19 protein-coding genes are annotated in these 15229 nt (G+C 43.5%); 15 read left to right on the forward strand and 4 right to left on the reverse strand.

All coding sequences use genetic code 11. The features are described 5' to 3' along the window. Positions 1 to 11 precede the first annotated feature (11 nt). The 15 genes from rpsE (at position 12) to EWM62_RS08415 (ending at position 11089) form a co-directional block, all read left to right on the forward strand. Entirely contained in the window at positions 12 to 530 is a 519-nt protein-coding gene (gene rpsE, locus EWM62_RS08345) for a 30S ribosomal protein S5 (RefSeq protein ID WP_129876205.1), read from the forward strand. Positions 531 to 536: 6 nt separating this feature from the next. After that, positions 537 to 716: a 50S ribosomal protein L30 gene (rpmD, locus tag EWM62_RS08350; protein WP_067059736.1), complete on the forward strand. Its 180-nt coding sequence runs from the start codon at positions 537 to 539 to the stop codon at positions 714 to 716. Between the two features lie 4 nt (positions 717 to 720). After that, positions 721 to 1167, forward strand: a complete 447-nt coding sequence (gene rplO / locus EWM62_RS08355) for a 50S ribosomal protein L15 (RefSeq protein WP_129876206.1) — start codon at positions 721 to 723, stop codon at positions 1165 to 1167. Positions 1168 to 1172: 5 nt separating this feature from the next. Then, positions 1173 to 2516, forward strand: a complete 1344-nt coding sequence (gene secY, locus EWM62_RS08360; protein ID WP_129876207.1) for a preprotein translocase subunit SecY — start codon at positions 1173 to 1175, stop codon at positions 2514 to 2516. An 8-nt stretch (positions 2517 to 2524) separates the two neighbouring features. Then, a complete protein-coding gene (map, locus tag EWM62_RS08365) occupies positions 2525 to 3316 on the forward strand; it encodes a type I methionyl aminopeptidase (protein WP_129876208.1) in 792 nt (263 codons plus the stop codon). 63 nt (positions 3317 to 3379) lie between these two features. Beyond that, positions 3380 to 3598, forward strand: a complete 219-nt coding sequence (gene infA, locus EWM62_RS08370) for a translation initiation factor IF-1 (RefSeq protein WP_022833270.1) — start codon at positions 3380 to 3382, stop codon at positions 3596 to 3598. A gap of 7 nt (positions 3599 to 3605) precedes the next feature. Next, positions 3606 to 3722 (forward strand): 50S ribosomal protein L36, encoded by a 117-nt coding sequence (gene rpmJ / locus EWM62_RS08375; protein WP_082855993.1) that lies wholly within the window; start codon positions 3606 to 3608, stop codon positions 3720 to 3722. Between the two features lie 71 nt (positions 3723 to 3793). Continuing rightward, positions 3794 to 4171 carry a 30S ribosomal protein S13 gene (rpsM, locus tag EWM62_RS08380; protein WP_129876209.1) on the forward strand — a complete coding sequence of 126 codons (378 nt, stop codon included), beginning with the start codon at positions 3794 to 3796 and terminating at the stop codon, positions 4169 to 4171. 129 nt (positions 4172 to 4300) lie between these two features. Continuing rightward, a complete protein-coding gene (gene rpsK, locus EWM62_RS08385) occupies positions 4301 to 4690 on the forward strand; it encodes a 30S ribosomal protein S11 (RefSeq protein ID WP_129876210.1) in 390 nt (129 codons plus the stop codon). A 67-nt stretch (positions 4691 to 4757) separates the two neighbouring features. Beyond that, on the forward strand, positions 4758 to 5366 hold the full coding sequence (gene rpsD / locus EWM62_RS08390; RefSeq protein WP_129876211.1) for a 30S ribosomal protein S4: 609 nt from the start codon (positions 4758 to 4760) through the stop codon (positions 5364 to 5366). A gap of 176 nt (positions 5367 to 5542) precedes the next feature. Next, positions 5543 to 6535 carry a DNA-directed RNA polymerase subunit alpha gene (locus tag EWM62_RS08395; RefSeq protein WP_129876212.1) on the forward strand — a complete coding sequence of 331 codons (993 nt, stop codon included), beginning with the start codon at positions 5543 to 5545 and terminating at the stop codon, positions 6533 to 6535. Between the two features lie 162 nt (positions 6536 to 6697). Then, on the forward strand, positions 6698 to 7303 hold the full coding sequence (rplQ, locus tag EWM62_RS08400; protein ID WP_129876213.1) for a 50S ribosomal protein L17: 606 nt from the start codon (positions 6698 to 6700) through the stop codon (positions 7301 to 7303). A gap of 129 nt (positions 7304 to 7432) precedes the next feature. Next, positions 7433 to 9169, forward strand: coding sequence for a thiamine pyrophosphate-dependent enzyme (locus tag EWM62_RS08405; protein WP_129876214.1), 1737 nt, complete (start codon positions 7433 to 7435; stop codon positions 9167 to 9169). A 5-nt stretch (positions 9170 to 9174) separates the two neighbouring features. Beyond that, positions 9175 to 9840, forward strand: coding sequence for a phosphatase PAP2 family protein (locus EWM62_RS08410; RefSeq protein ID WP_129876215.1), 666 nt, complete (start codon positions 9175 to 9177; stop codon positions 9838 to 9840). A 58-nt stretch (positions 9841 to 9898) separates the two neighbouring features. After that, positions 9899 to 11089, forward strand: a complete 1191-nt coding sequence (locus EWM62_RS08415; RefSeq protein WP_129876216.1) for a DUF1624 domain-containing protein — start codon at positions 9899 to 9901, stop codon at positions 11087 to 11089. 2 nt (positions 11090 to 11091) lie between these two features. Here the strand turns inward: EWM62_RS08415 and trxA are convergent, their stop codons facing one another. The 4 genes from trxA to EWM62_RS08435 form a co-directional block, all read right to left on the reverse strand. Further along, positions 11092 to 11394, reverse strand: a complete 303-nt coding sequence (gene trxA, locus EWM62_RS08420; protein WP_129876217.1) for a thioredoxin — start codon at positions 11392 to 11394, stop codon at positions 11092 to 11094. A gap of 680 nt (positions 11395 to 12074) precedes the next feature. Then, entirely contained in the window at positions 12075 to 12950 is an 876-nt protein-coding gene (locus EWM62_RS08425) for an alpha/beta hydrolase (RefSeq protein WP_203235010.1), read from the reverse strand. A gap of 220 nt (positions 12951 to 13170) precedes the next feature. Then, complete coding sequence (locus EWM62_RS08430; protein ID WP_129876218.1) at positions 13171 to 14205, reverse strand: MBL fold metallo-hydrolase; 1035 nt, start codon at positions 14203 to 14205, stop codon at positions 13171 to 13173. A gap of 75 nt (positions 14206 to 14280) precedes the next feature. Further along, complete coding sequence (locus tag EWM62_RS08435; protein WP_129876219.1) at positions 14281 to 15111, reverse strand: alpha/beta hydrolase family protein; 831 nt, start codon at positions 15109 to 15111, stop codon at positions 14281 to 14283. Positions 15112 to 15229 lie beyond the last annotated feature (118 nt).

Here is a 15229-nt window from a genome sequence, read left to right on the forward strand (position 1 = left end):
CGAAACAGGAAATGTCAACAATCAACATAAAAAGAGTAAAAACCAGCGAGATCGAATTAAAAGATCGCCTGGTGAGCATACAGCGTGTAGCCAAAGTAACCAAAGGTGGCCGTACATTCAGCTTTTCTGCCATTGTGGTAGTAGGCGACGAGAACGGTGTTGTAGGTTACGGTTTGGGTAAAGCCAAAGAGGTTACCGAAGCTATTGCAAAAGGTATTGACGATGCAAAAAAGAACCTTGTAAAGGTCCCTATCATCAACAGTACTATCCCGCACGAGCAGATAGGTAAATTTAGCGGTGGTTTTGTTTTTATAAAACCAGCAGCTAACGGTACCGGTGTAATTGCAGGTGGTGCAATGCGTGCAGTATTAGAAAGTGCCGGTATACACAATGTATTGGCAAAATCAAAAGGTTCATCAAACCCGCACAACGTGGTTAAAGCAACCGTATCTGCATTATCGCAACTGCGCGATGCACATACCGTAGCGCAACAACGCGGTATTAGTTTAGGTAAAGTATTTAACGGATAATCAGTCATGTCGAAAATTAAAATAACACAAATTAAAAGCGTTATCGACAGAAGCGAGCGCCAGAAAAAAACCGTTGAGGCCTTAGGTCTTAAAAAAATTAACCACAGCGTGGAAGTTGAAGCCACTGCGGCTATTATTGGAATGGTACGTAAAGTTAACCACCTGGTAGCAGTAGAAAATATTTAATATCATGAATTTAAGTAATCTTAAACCTGCAGAAGGTTCTACTAAAAATAGGAAAAGAATTGGCCGTGGTACAGGTTCTGGCCGTGGCGGTACATCAACCCGTGGCCATAAAGGTGCCGGTTCACGTTCAGGTACATCTACCAAGGTAGGTTTTGAAGGTGGCCAGATGCCATTACAGCGCCGTGTACCTAAGGTAGGCTTTAAAAACCCTAACCGTGTAGAGTATACAGGTGTAAACCTTGATGTATTGCAACAATTGGTTGAGAAATATTCGCTGGCAACAGTTGATTTCGCAACTTTAAAAGAGCATGGTTTAGTTTCTCGTAACGATCTGGTAAAAATACTTGGTCGCGGCGAATTAAAAGCTAAATTAGAGGTTAAAGCACACGCATTTACTGCTACTGCACAAAAAGCTATTGAAGCAGCCGGCGGAACTATTGTAAAGTTATAATTTCGATGAAGAAATTTTTCACCACATTATCCAATATCTGGAAAATTGAAGATCTAAGAGTGCGTATTTTAAACACACTCTTATTTCTTTTGATATATCGCGTTGGTTCGTTTGTTGTTTTGCCGGGTGTAAACGCGGCAGCACTTAACGCCGACCAAAATAAAGAAGGGCTTTTAGGGCTGTTAAACATGTTTGCCGGCGGCTCGTTCTCACGGTCGTCTATCATGGCATTAGGTGTTATGCCTTATATATCTGCATCAATTGTGGTGCAGTTATTGGGTATTGCAGTACCTTACTTTATTAAATTGCAAAAGGAAGGCGAAAGCGGCCGTAACAAAATAAACCAGTGGACACGCTATTTAACAATAGCCATTACCGCGGTACAAGCTGTTGCGTACTTAAAATCGCAAATTACGCCTGATGCAATGCTTATTGGCAACCCTTACTTTACGATATTAAATACCTGCGTATTAACAGCCGGTACCTTATTTGTAATGTGGCTGGGCGAAAAGATCACGGATAAGGGTATTGGTAACGGTATCTCGCTGATCATTATGGTGGGTATTATTGCCCAGTTACCAAGTGCGTTTATTGTAGAATTTCAATCACGTACAGGCGGACCGGGTGGTTTAATTACCTTCATTGTAGAAATTGTGGCCTTGCTTGGTGTGGTAATGTTTACCATACTTATAGTACAAGGCACACGTAAAGTTGCTGTACAATATGCAAAACGTATTGTTGGTAATAAGCAATATGGCGGCGTACGCCAGTATATACCTTTAAAGGTAAATGCTGCAGGTGTAATGCCTATTATATTTGCGCAGGCTTTAATGTTTATACCTGCAACCATTTCAAGCTTCTTCCCATCTATGTCAACAAACAGCTTTTTAATGGCCTTATCAAATTATAACTCATGGCAGCATAACTTGATATTTGGTATTTTAATTATACTGTTTACATATTTTTATACAGCTATTACGGTTAACCCTAACCAAATGGCTGATGATATGAAAAAGAATGGTGGCTTTATTCCGGGTATTAAACCGGGTAAATCTACAGCTGAGTTTATTGACGGGGTTATCTCTAAAATAACTTTACCGGGTTCTATTTTCCTGGCTATAGTTGCTATTATACCGGCCCTGGCCAGTTTAGTAGGGGTAAGCAGCATCTTTTCAAGATTTTTTGGTGGTACATCGTTAATCATCCTTGTGGGTGTGGTGTTAGATACTTTGCAGCAAATCGAAAGCCATTTATTAATGCGTCATTACGATGGGTTGATGAAAACTGGCAGGATAAAAGGCCGTGCAAGTATCCCTACAGCTTCGGGTGCTACTCCGCCGGTTATCTAATAATATACATGTCAAAGATCATTTATAAGTCTGTCGAAGAGATAGAGCTGATAAGAGAAAGTTCTTTACTTGTTTCCAAAACACATGGGGAGATAGCTAAAGTTATAGGCCCCGGTATAACCACAATAGAATTAAATAAACTTGCCGAAACCTTTATCCGTGATAACGGGGGGGTTCCGGCATTTTTAAATTATAACGGTTTCCCATATTCGTTATGCATCTCACTTAACGATCAGGTGGTGCACGGTTTCCCCGGTAAACATGTTTTAGTTGAGGGCGACCTGGTATCTGTTGATTGCGGTGTAGTGCTAAACAAATACTACGGCGATTCGGCTTTTACTTTTGCCATTGGCGAAGTTGACGAAACCACAAAAAAACTAATGCGTGTTACACGCGAGTGTTTAGACCTGGGTGTTGAAAAGGCCGTAGTAGGTATGCGCATTGGCGATATTGGCTACGCGGTACAGGAACATGCCGAGAAGAATGGTTTTGGCGTAGTGAAGGAACTTGTTGGCCATGGTGTAGGCACACGCTTACACGAAAAGCCCGAAGTACCTAACTACGGTAAACGCGGCGCAGGTATTAAATTAGAAGAAGGAATGGTGATAGCCATTGAACCAATGATCAACGCGGGCCGTGCCGGTGTTAAGTTTTGGGATGATGGGTGGACCGTATCAACATCTGATAAAAAACCATCGGCACATTACGAACATACCGTGGCTGTTAAGAAGGGGAAACCCGATGTTTTATCAACGTTTGAATACATTGATAAAGTTTTAGAAGAAAAGAATAAAAAGTAAATATTTTTTATTAATTTTGCATCCCGGTTTTGGGGTGGATAATTAAGTAATAATCAATAAAATATGGCAAAACAATCCTCGATTGAGCAAGATGGTACAATTCGCGAAGCATTATCAAATGCGATGTTTAGAGTTGAACTTGAAAACGGCCACGAGATTATTGCACACATATCCGGAAAAATGCGGATGCACTACATCAAAATATTACCTGGCGACAGAGTGAAATTGGAGATGAGCCCGTATGATTTAACAAAAGGAAGAATAACCTACAGATATAAATAAAAACGAGATGAAAGTTAGAGCATCCATTAAAAAACGTAGCGTTGATTGCAAGATCATCCGCCGTAACGGGAAACTTTATGTGATAAACAAAAAGAACCCAAAGTTTAAGCAGCGTCAGGGATAATTAGAAAAGTATTGTAATAAACCGCACAACGGTGGCCCGCCGTTCGGTATTACTTAAAAACAAAAACAAATATGGCAAGGATCTCCGGTATTGATTTACCAAAAAATAAAAGAGGTGTTATAGGTTTAACCTATATATACGGCATAGGCCGCTCTACTGCTCAGGACATTTTAGACCAGGCAGGTATCGATGTTAACATCAAAGTTCAGGATTGGGATGATGATCAGTTAACCGCTATCCGTACAATCATCAACGATCAAATTAAAGTTGAAGGTTCACTGCGTTCAGAAGTTCAGCTTAACATCAAACGTTTAATGGATATTGGTTGCTATCGTGGCACCCGTCACCGTAAAGGTTTACCTCTACGTGGCCAGCGCACCAAAAACAACTCGCGTACCCGTAAAGGAAAACGTAAAACAGTTGCTAACAAAAAGAAAGCTACTAAATAGTAAATAGATTTGAGACGTTAGATATGAGACATGAGATCATATCTATCATCTTGCTAAAATAGGATAGGATGTTTTTGAAATGAGCTTGTCTCACATCTCAAATCTCATATCTCAAACCTCAAAAACAAAATGGCTAAAAGCAAAAAAGTTACCAAAAAGCGCATTGTTGTTGTAGACGCTATCGGCGAAGCACACATCAACGCAACTTTTAACAACATCATCATCACCCTTACCAACAAAAGCGGACAAGCTGTATCATGGTCGTCTGCAGGTAAAATGGGTTTTAAAGGTTCTAAAAAGAACACCCCTTACGCTGCCGGTCAGGCTGCTGCCGATTGCGGTAAAGTTGCTTACGACTTAGGTCTGCGCAAGGTAGAGGTTTTTGTTAAAGGTCCGGGTTCAGGCCGCGAGTCTGCAATACGTACCCTGCAAACAACAGGTATCGAAGTAACTACTATAAAGGACATTACCCCGCTTCCGCACAACGGTTGCCGTCCGTCTAAACGTAGAAGAGTTTAATTCACTTAATTTTTAAAGCTAAGATTCGACAGCTGCGGGCTGTTTGATACTTTAAAACACACAAATAATGGCAAGATATACAGGCCCCAAATCAAAAATTGCGCGTAGGTTCCGCGAGCCGATCTTCGGTCCGGACAAGGCGTTAGAACGTAAAAACTACGGACCAGGTATGCATGGCGCTTCTAAAAGAAGAGGAAAGCAATCTGAGTACGCGGTACAGCTAATGGAAAAACAAAAAGTTAAATACACTTACGGTGTGTTAGAGCGTCAGTTCGAAAACTTATTCCATACAGCTTCTGCTAAAGAAGGTATCACCGGCGAGAACTTATTAAAGTTTTTAGAAGCCCGTTTGGATAATGCAGTTTACCGTTTAGGTATTGCACCTACCCGTTCTGGTGCACGCCAACTGGTAGGCCACAAACACATCACTGTTAACGGCAGCGTGGTAAACATTGCATCATATGCATTAAAAGCCGGCGACGTTATTGCAGTACGCGAAAAATCAAAATCACTTGAAAGCATCACTACATCAGTAGCAGGCCGTAAAGTAAATAAATATAGCTGGTTAGAGTGGAACGCTGATGAATTATCAGGTAAATTCCTAAACTATCCAAACCGCGATGAGATCCCTGAGAATATCAAAGAGAACCTTATCGTCGAGTTATATTCAAAATAAGATTTGAGATTTTAGATATGAGATTTGAGACTTTTTTCAAGTCTCTTTTCTGGTTTCAGGTCAAAAGAAAAATAATTAAGGGGTTTTAGAAGAGAAGAAGATAAAAGGCAAGCTCTCATATCTCACGTCTCATATCTCAAATCTATAATCAAGTTAACAATAAACAAAAGATATAAATGGCAATTTTAGCATTTCAAAAACCAGACAAGGTTATCATGCAAAAATCGAATGATTTTGATGGCACGTTTGAGTTTCGTCCGTTAGAACCAGGCTTCGGTGTAACCATTGGTAATGCTCTGCGTCGTATCTTACTTTCTTCATTAGAAGGTTATGCTATTACATCAGTACGTTTTTCGGGTGTGATGCACGAGTTTTCAACCATCAAAGGTGTTGTTGAAGACGTAACCGAGATCATCCTGAACTTAAAACAAGTTCGTTTTAAAAAGACAGGTGAATCGGGCGATAATGAGAAAATATTTGTGATCATTAACGGCCAGGATGCTTTTTCTGCAGGCGACATTACTAAGTTTTCAAACAACTTTACCGTATTGAACCCTGATCTTGTTATTTGTAATATGGACTCATCAGTAACGCTTGAAGTTGAGCTTACTGTTGCTAAAGGCCGTGGTTACATCAGCAACGAAGAAAACAAAAATCCTGATGCTAACGTAGGCGTGATAGCTATCGATTCGATCTTCACACCTATTAAGAACGTAAAATATACGCTTGAAAACTATCGTGTAGAACAAAAAACGGATTATGAAAAACTGATCCTTGACATTTCTACAGATGGATCTATCCATCCCGAGGATGCATTGAAACAAGCTGCCAAGATCCTTATCCAGCACTTCATGCTGTTCTCTGACGAGAACATGATGCTTGAAGCACAGGCTAAAGAAGAAACCAAAGAAGTTGACGAGGAAATTTTACACATGCGTAAGATCCTTAAAACCGAGTTGGTTGATCTTGACCTGAGCGTACGCGCACTAAACTGCTTAAAAGCTGCCGACATCCGCAGCCTTGCAGACCTGGTATCGTACGATGTTGCCGATATGTTAAAATTCAGGAACTTTGGTAAAAAATCATTAACCGAAATTCAGGACCTGGTTAAATCAAAAGGCTTATCTTTTGGTATGAACCTGTCTAAATTTAAGTTAGACGAAGAATAATCGTAGATATAAGATGTGAGATATGTGTATTGAGATTTTAGATCTTATGTCTCCAATCTCACATTTATTATCTCAAATCTAATAAACAGTAAGCGAGGGCATAATTCCGAGGGCTTGATTAAGTTCGCCTGACGGTATGCACGTGCACAAATTAACAAACAAATGAGACACGGAAAAAAAGTAAACCATTTAGGTCGTACAGATAGCCACCGCAAAGCGATGATGGCTAACATGGCGTCTTCGCTTATTCAACACAAGCGTATTACAACAACATTGGCAAAAGCAAAAGCCCTGCGCGGTTATGTTGAGCCACTTTTAACAAAATCAAAAAACGATACTACACACTCTCGCCGTACAGTGTTTAGCTATTTGCAAGACAAAGACACCGTGAACATCCTGTTCCGTGAAGTTGCCGAAAAAATTGCTAACCGTCCCGGTGGTTACACACGTATAGTTAAGTTAGAGAACCGTTTAGGCGATAACGCTGAAATGGCTATCATTGAATTAGTTGATTACAACACCGTTTACGGTAAGGATGTTGATGCTAAGGCCGAGAAGAAAACAACACGTCGCCGTGGTGGTGCTTCTAAAGCTAAAACGGCTCCTGCTGCTGCAGCTGCTGATACTACTGCTGCTGCCCCCGTAGTTGCCGAAGAAGTTGTTGAAACTGCACCTGTTGCTGAAACAGCACCGGCTGTAGAGGAAACCCCTGCGGCTGAAGCTCCTGCAGCTGACGACAAAGAAGAAAATGCAGAAAAAGGCGAATAATTAGTTATTCCTTTTAGAATATCAAAGCCTCCCGATCTTTCGGGAGGCTTTTTTGCGTTATAATGTTTGTCAATTTTAAAACCCCTTCCCGTTTATTGGGTTTAAATAGTATAATATCTACAAACAATTATGGCAAAGGTAGCAGACCAGATGGTTGAAATGCTGGTGAACGCAGGCATCAAAAGAATATATGCTGTAACAGGCGATAGCTTAAACGAGGTTAACGATGCTGTAAGGCGCGAAGGCAGTATCCAATGGGTGCATGTGCGGCACGAGGAAGCCGGAGCATACGCAGCGGGCGCCGAAGCGCAGCTTACCGGTAACCTGGCCTGTTGCGCCGGCAGCAGCGGCCCCGGCCATGTTCACCTCATCAACGGTTTGTACGATGCCCATCGTTCGGGTGCGCCGGTTATAGCCATAGCATCTACCGTCGCCAGCTTTGAGTATGGCACCGAATATTTCCAGGAAACAAATACCATTAAGTTATTTGACGATTGCAGCCACTATAACCAGGTGGCCACAACGCCCAAACAATTCCCCCGGATGCTTCAGGCCGGTATACAGGCTGCCCTGCACCGCAAAGGTGTTTCAGTCCTTGGCGTACCGGGCGACCTGACCAGTATGGATGCCGAAGAAATTACAACGTCCACCCAAAATTTCGACCCGGTTGCAGTAACAAGGCCTAATGATGAAGATATTGCCAAACTTGCCGCCCTGGTTAATCAGCATAAAAAAATTACCATGTTTTGTGGTATAGGGGCCGCCGATGCGCACGACGAAGTGGTTGCCTTATCGCAAAAACTTAATGCGCCGGTGGCCTATTCTTTCCGCTCCAAAATGGATATCCAGTATAATAACCCCAACGAGGTAGGGATGACGGGGCTACTGGGCTTGCCTTCGGCATATCACAGCATGCACGAATCTGACCTGCTGATATTATTAGGCACCGATTTTCCGTACACACCGTTTATGCCTACCGGTTGCAAAATAGTGCAGGTTGATATAAAACCCGAGCGCATTGGCCGCCGCGCCAAGGTTGATGTTGGGTTAAGCGGTTCTGTTAAAGATACACTTGTCGCTTTATTACCCCAGGTAGAGCAGCACGGGGACGATAGCTTCCTGAAGGCGCAGCTTGATTTTTACGCCGACGTGAAAAAGAACATGAAGATCTACGTGGATGATACCGGTAAAAAGGAAAACATCCACCCCGAGTATATTGCCAGCTTGATTGACGAATTAGCCACCGATGATGCTATATTTACAGTAGATACCGGTATGTCTTGCGTATGGGGCTCGCGCTATATCAATGCTACGGGCAAGCGTAAAATGATAGGCTCGTTCAATCATGGGTCAATGGCCAACGCGATGCCACAGGCGATAGGCGCGGCACTGGCAATGCCCGGCAGGCAGGTAATAGCGTTATGTGGTGATGGCGGGCTTTCCATGCTGCTGGGCGACATGGCAACTATAACACAATACAATCTGCCCATCAAAATAATCGTGTTTAACAATCGCTCGCTGGGGATGGTGAAGCTGGAAATGGAAGTTGCCGGCCTGCCCGACTGGCAAACCGAGATGCACAACCCCGATTTTGCCATGGTTGCCAAAGCAATGGGCATGAAAGGGATAACTATTAAAGACCCCGATGAAGCAAAACAAGCTTTAATTGAAGGGCTGATATATAAAGGCCCGGCATTAATAAATATATTTACCGATCCTAATGCTTTAGCCATGCCGCCAAAGGTTGAACTGGGACAGGTAAAAGGGATGGCCCTATCCATGACCAAACTGATGCTGAATGGCCGAATGGACGAAGTAGTAGATACTATTAAAGCCAACTATAAACATTTAAAAGACCTTATATAGTATAAATGAATATACGCAGGCAGCACATACTGCTGTTAGTACTAACCCTCATCATCGCCGGGTTTATTGGGTTGTCTGTACTGGTGGTGCTGTATCCGGCTATGTCTATAGATGTCAGGGTTTCGCACGAGATCCAGGAACATCAAAACGCGTTTTTCGACCAACTGATGTACCTGATAAGTACACCGGGTTATATGCCCGAATCGGTAATAATGGTAGCGGTAACCAGCGTTATATTTTTCCTGTTTAAATATAAAAAAGCGGCCGCTTACGTGCTCGCTACGGGTTTGGCGAGTTTAATAAGTACCATAGTAAAAGCATTGGTTAACCGGCCCAGGCCCTCAAAAGATTTGGTGCGAATACTCCATGATACCGCCCAGCAAAGCTTCCCGAGCGGGCATATGTTATTTTACGTGGTGTTTTTTGGCTTTATGATGCTGTTGATGTTTCAGCTGGATCATCTGCCAAAAGTGCTCAGGTATAGTGTTGGTGTTATAAGCCTGTTTCTGATACTTACCATCCCGTTCTCGCGCATATACATGGGCGCGCATTGGTTTACCGATGTAGTGGGTGGCTTTTTATTAGGCCTGCTATGCCTGTATCTGCTATCGTGGTTTTACCTGCGCAAGCCCGCCGATAAGCAGGAAGCACCGGTCGCCGAAACTAAATAGCCACTTTTTATTTGTAAGCTAAATTCTGTAATTTCAGGTCGTAAACCTGTATTGCATCATGACGGCAAGCTTATCCACCAAACAAAGGGTACAATCCATCGATATTTTACGCGGCATTATTATGCTGATCATGGCGGTAGACCATACGCGTGAGTATTTTAACATCGGTGCTATTTCAACCGACCCAAGCAACCTTGCCACAACTACGCCGCTAATATTCTTCACGCGCCTGGCAACCCATTTTTGCGCGCCGACTTTTGTGTTTTTAAGTGGATTATCAGCCTACCTTGCCGGCACGCGCCGTACTAAGGGCGAATTGAGCGGCTTTTTACTCAAGCGCGGCTTATGGCTTATATTGGTAGAAGTTGTACTGGTTACGTTTGCTTTGTCGCTTAACCCACTTTACAATGCAATAGTATTGCAGGTGATATGGGCTATTGCAATCAGCATGATATTGCTGGCCCTGATGATAAAGTTACCGCTGCGCGCGATAGGATTAATAGGGCTGGCGATAATTGCAAGCCATCAGCTATTAAGCACCATTACGCTGGTGCCAAATAGCACTGGTGACATTTTAATGAAAATGTTTTTTACCGCAAGGGGAACGGTATTTATTTTAGATAAATCCCATTTTATTTTCGACCTGTACGCCATTATCCCATGGACGGGTGTGATGTTTTTAGGTTATGCTTTTGGAAGCCTTTACCAGGCCAAACACCAGCAGGCAGACAGGAAAAGGATGCTCCTATACGTAGCGATATTTCTATTCGCGGTGTTTGTAGCCCTGCGGTTTATAAATGCCTATGGCGACCCGGCACCATGGTCGGTACAAAAGAATGGGGTGTTTACTTTAATGTCGTTCCTCAGCATAAGCAAATATCCACCTTCGCTGCTGTTTGTTTGCCTTACATTATCCGGTGCATTATTGATACTGGCATTAACAGAAAAATCCGCAGGCAAACTGGCAGGGTTTTTCAAGGTGTATGGCAGCGTACCATTTTTTTATTATGTGCTGCATTTTTATCTGATAAGGGTAATTACAATAGTTGTATTCTTTTTGCAAGGATTTAAACCCTCGCAAATTGTTACGCCGAACAATCCGTTCCTGTTTACACCGCCGGGGTTTGGTTTTAGCATTGGCTGGATATACCTGATCTGGCTGGCAATAATATTATCGCTTTATTATCCTTGCAGATGGTTCTCCAATTACAAAAAAACACACACCCAATGGTGGTTAAGTTATTTGTAGCTTTAAGGCTTGATGTATTGCTGGATAATTTGCTGCAGCGGACCGGCCTGCATTACGCCACTTTGCCGCCATTTGCTTTCGCCGTTTTGAAATACCATTAGGGTTGGTACACTTTGCACCCGGTAAGCACTGGCTGCTGCAGGGTTTTTATCAATGTCAATTTTAATGATGGTTACCTTATCGCCTAAGGCATCTTTAACCTGTTTTAAGATCGGTGGCATCATTTTACAGGGCCCGCACCACTCTGCCGAAAAATCGACCAGCACCGGTTTATCCGACGCAATAATATCCTGGAAGTTTGCCATAGCTTTATCTCCTTTTAGTTATAACGCATAAATTAAGAATACGTTTTTGTAGAACCAAACATTGCTGGTTAGCCGTTTTTGATCACCATTCCTTCTGTAAAATGTTCACGTTCACGATACACACAACCACTGTAATAAATATTAATACCTTATAATCAGGTAGTTGACGGTTGGGGTACTGACAAAACAGTGCCACCAATTCTATTATTTATAATGTTATCATACTTGCAGGCTCTTCTAAAGGCGGCCCTGTAAGGAAAGGCGGCGTACCTACGGTACGGAATAGCGGGTTAGGTTATTGCTACAAAGCGTTTGTCCCTACAGGACAGAAGGAAAATCAGAGGCTTCCCATAACAAACAATAATTGCCCCATGGGGCTACCGCTTTGTAGAAAAAATCGAAGTTAATTTTTTGCTCTGTAGGGGTTACCCTCAACGCTGCACAAACAAATTAATGCAAAACCTTTCCCGCTTTTATGCAAAGCAAAAAGTATTCTATCATTGCCGTTGACTTTAGTCAACGGGATATGATGCATAATAATGCTGGCTTTAGCCACAGTTCTATATTTCGGCTAAAGCCAATTAAAGAATTTTTGGCTTTCCGCCCCATAAATGGGACGGCAATGATGCGTGATTGCAGAATTTTTGTTCCGCAAGAGTTATCTATGACAAGAAAATACCCTAATGCAGCACCTTCTTCCGATCGGGCTGTAAAATATTGCTGTCTTCCAGCCAATCGGCCAAGCGCTGCGGCCAGTTGTTAATGGATTTTAGCTTGCGGTTAGTGCCCATGTTAAAGGCATGGTCGCCGCGGGCGTACATATGCATTTCTACGGGTACTTTGGCATCGCGATAGCGTTGTAAAAGTTGGATAAGTGGCAACGAGCAGCAGGCGTCATCGTTGGCGGCTACTAAAAATGCAGGGGGCGCATCTGAGGGGATACTTTCGGGCACAAAGCCGGGGCCGGGGTAAACCTGTACTATAAAATTGGGTTTGGCGTTTGCGCGGTCAATAGGGTCGGCTGCTTTTGGGTCGCCTTTCCATCCGCTGAAGGCAACCATGTCAACCACTTCGCCACCTGCCGAAAAGCCCATCATGCCTATCCGGTTGGTATCGATATTAAACTCGGCCGCCCTGCTGCGAACCAAACGCATGGCACGGTAAGCATCCTGTTTCGGGTGGATATCGACCTTGTAAGGCGACAGCGTATCGCGGCCTAAACGGTACTTCAGTACAAAAACAGTAATTCCCAGCTGGTTATAAAATTTGGCCGGCGCTACACCTTCCGAGTTATAAACAAGCAAACGATGACCACCACCCGGACAAATAACCACCGCAGCGCCATTGGCCTTACCTGTCGGGGGCGCGTAAACGGTTAAAGATGGGTTATGAATGTTTTTTATCCAGTAGTCTTTTGCTTGTTCGGGCTCATCGCGGCGTTCCTCAAATCCCGGTGCGCCCTTTGCCCATAGCGGAATAACCGTTTGCGCATGCGATGCAAAGCTGCACAGCATCAGCATAAATAGGATTTTATAGGATGATACCATGTTTTTCATATGAGTAAATTTACATTATAATATCATGCGAATCAAAGACATGCATAGAGATTTATTCAAACAGGAGGCCCCGCCGGGGCCGTTAACATTCGCAGATTACTATAAACAGGTAGTTCCTATGGAACTATCGCTATTTTTAATTTATTGACCCCGGAGGGGTCGCCTGTTTATAGCAGATTATAAAGTAGTCAATGGCTCCGGAGGTGCCTCCTTTAAGCTTTTATTCTTGATTCCTGACTCTAATATCCTGACTCTTGACGCCACTCATAAAGTCTTTCCACCATTCAGAATTATAAGGACCGTTCACATCGGTTGGCTTGCCGGGTCCGGGCATAAAAAGTTGAATTTTTTTCTCCTCCGCAAACTTCAACAACCTTTCGGCAGGCTCGTACCAGGCATGCGGCGCCAGGTTAAAAGTGCCCCAGTGTATGGGCATCATCACCTTACCTTTAAGTGCGAGGTGCGCGTTAGTGGCATTATCAGGCCCCATGTGTATATCGGGCCAGTACTTGCCGTAAGCGCCAATTTCCAGCATCGTCAAATCAAAGGGGCCAAAGGCATCTCCTATTTCAGCAAAACCCGGAAACCAGCCCGAATCGGCACCGAAAAAGATATTATGCTGCGGGCCTTTTATTACAAACGCGGCCCATAGGGTTTCGTTACGGTTGAAGATGCCACGGCCCGAAAAATGCCTTGACGGCGTAGCTGTGATATTGCAATTGCCTATCATTACGCTATCGCCCCAGTCAACCTCGTTAACGTAATTTTTTAGGATGCCCCAATCTTCCAGGTACTTGCAAACACCAATAGGAGTGATAAAGGGGATATTTTTGCCGGCAAAAAACCTGATGGTTGCCTTATCCAGGTGGTCATAATGATCGTGCGACACGATAACGGCATCCAATGGCGGCAGGTCTTCCAGCGCTATTGGCGGCTGAAAAAAGCGCTTGGGGCCAAAGGCCTGGGTAAAAGAAACCCGCTGGCTCCAAACCGGGTCGGTTAAAATACGGGTCCCGTCAATTTCTATCAGCAGGCTGCTGTGCCCAACCCAGGTTATGCGCAAGCCGCTTTTTGGAGGTGTTTGATAAATTGAGGCATCTGTTTTAAACGGCCCTAAAGTGATTTTCGGAACATTCTCGGCAGTATTTTTGGCATATTCCCGCATAATGGGGATAAGCTTGCCGAAACCGGCATCATCAGTAGGTATAGGATTTAAAAATTTTCTTCCGTTTTTCTTGGCTCCGGCTAAACTCATGGGCAATTATAAAACTTGTATCTGTAAAAATGTATAATAAGCTAAAAAGATTGCTTAACGGTGGCTGCGTAACGGTTATTTATTAAAAAAACAAATGGCGGCATCGCAAAAAGCCGAAAGCTGGGCTGATAGATAGGGCAGCTGATAGGGGTGGCTTACGTTAAAGGTATGGTCGGCATCAGGAATAACTAAATATTCGGCATTAGGTTGGGCTGAGTGCAATTGCTCAGCATGGTTTAATGACACGCTGGTATCGGCATCGCCATGCACAATAAGCCATGGCTGTTTTATTTCGGATGCCCTAAGCTGGATATCAAGCCGTAAAGGGTTTTCGTCCAGATCAAGCAGCAGCGACGATTTATAAGGCATGTTTTGTCCTGTTCGGGAGTTTTTCATATACATTACCCCCTGCAAGCGCCATTGTTTCTCGGCTTCTTTTGGCCAAAGATTATGGAAGCTGGATATGGCAGCCATGGTAACCAATTTGGCAATACGTTTATCTTCGGCGGTTTTTACAATGCTTATACCGCCGCCCAGGCTATGGCCTATCAGGTAAACACTATTTACCCTGGGTATGGCCGACCCGCCGCAGGCAAAATCAATAACAGATTTCAGGTCTTCCAGTTCAAATGTAAAGGTGTTATCGCTAAAGGCTATCAGATCGGCAAATTCTGTAAGGTTATCGGAGGTAGTGCCGTTATGAGAAAAATTGAACTTTAGAAAGCGAAAGCCGTTTTCGGCAAAGTACCGTGCAACCAGGTTATGCGCCCCCCAATCTTTAAACCCGCGTATGCCATGGGCGAAGATCACCAACGGTGCATACGGAAGTAAAGTATCGTAGGTAATATCGGCTGTAATGCCGCGGCCTTTGGCACCGGGAATGGTATAATGCTGCTTAACGATCATGGCCCGAAAATTACAGTTTTTACGGCGAAAATGGTAAGATGAAATTATCGTAAACTGCTTTGTCATTTTACCACCCCGCAGCACCGTGTGCTTTACCCTCTCCGCTTCGCAAAGAGGG

The sequence above is a fragment of the Mucilaginibacter terrigena genome (genome assembly GCF_004168255.1).
Taxonomy (GTDB): Bacteria; Bacteroidota; Bacteroidia; order Sphingobacteriales; family Sphingobacteriaceae; genus Mucilaginibacter; species Mucilaginibacter terrigena.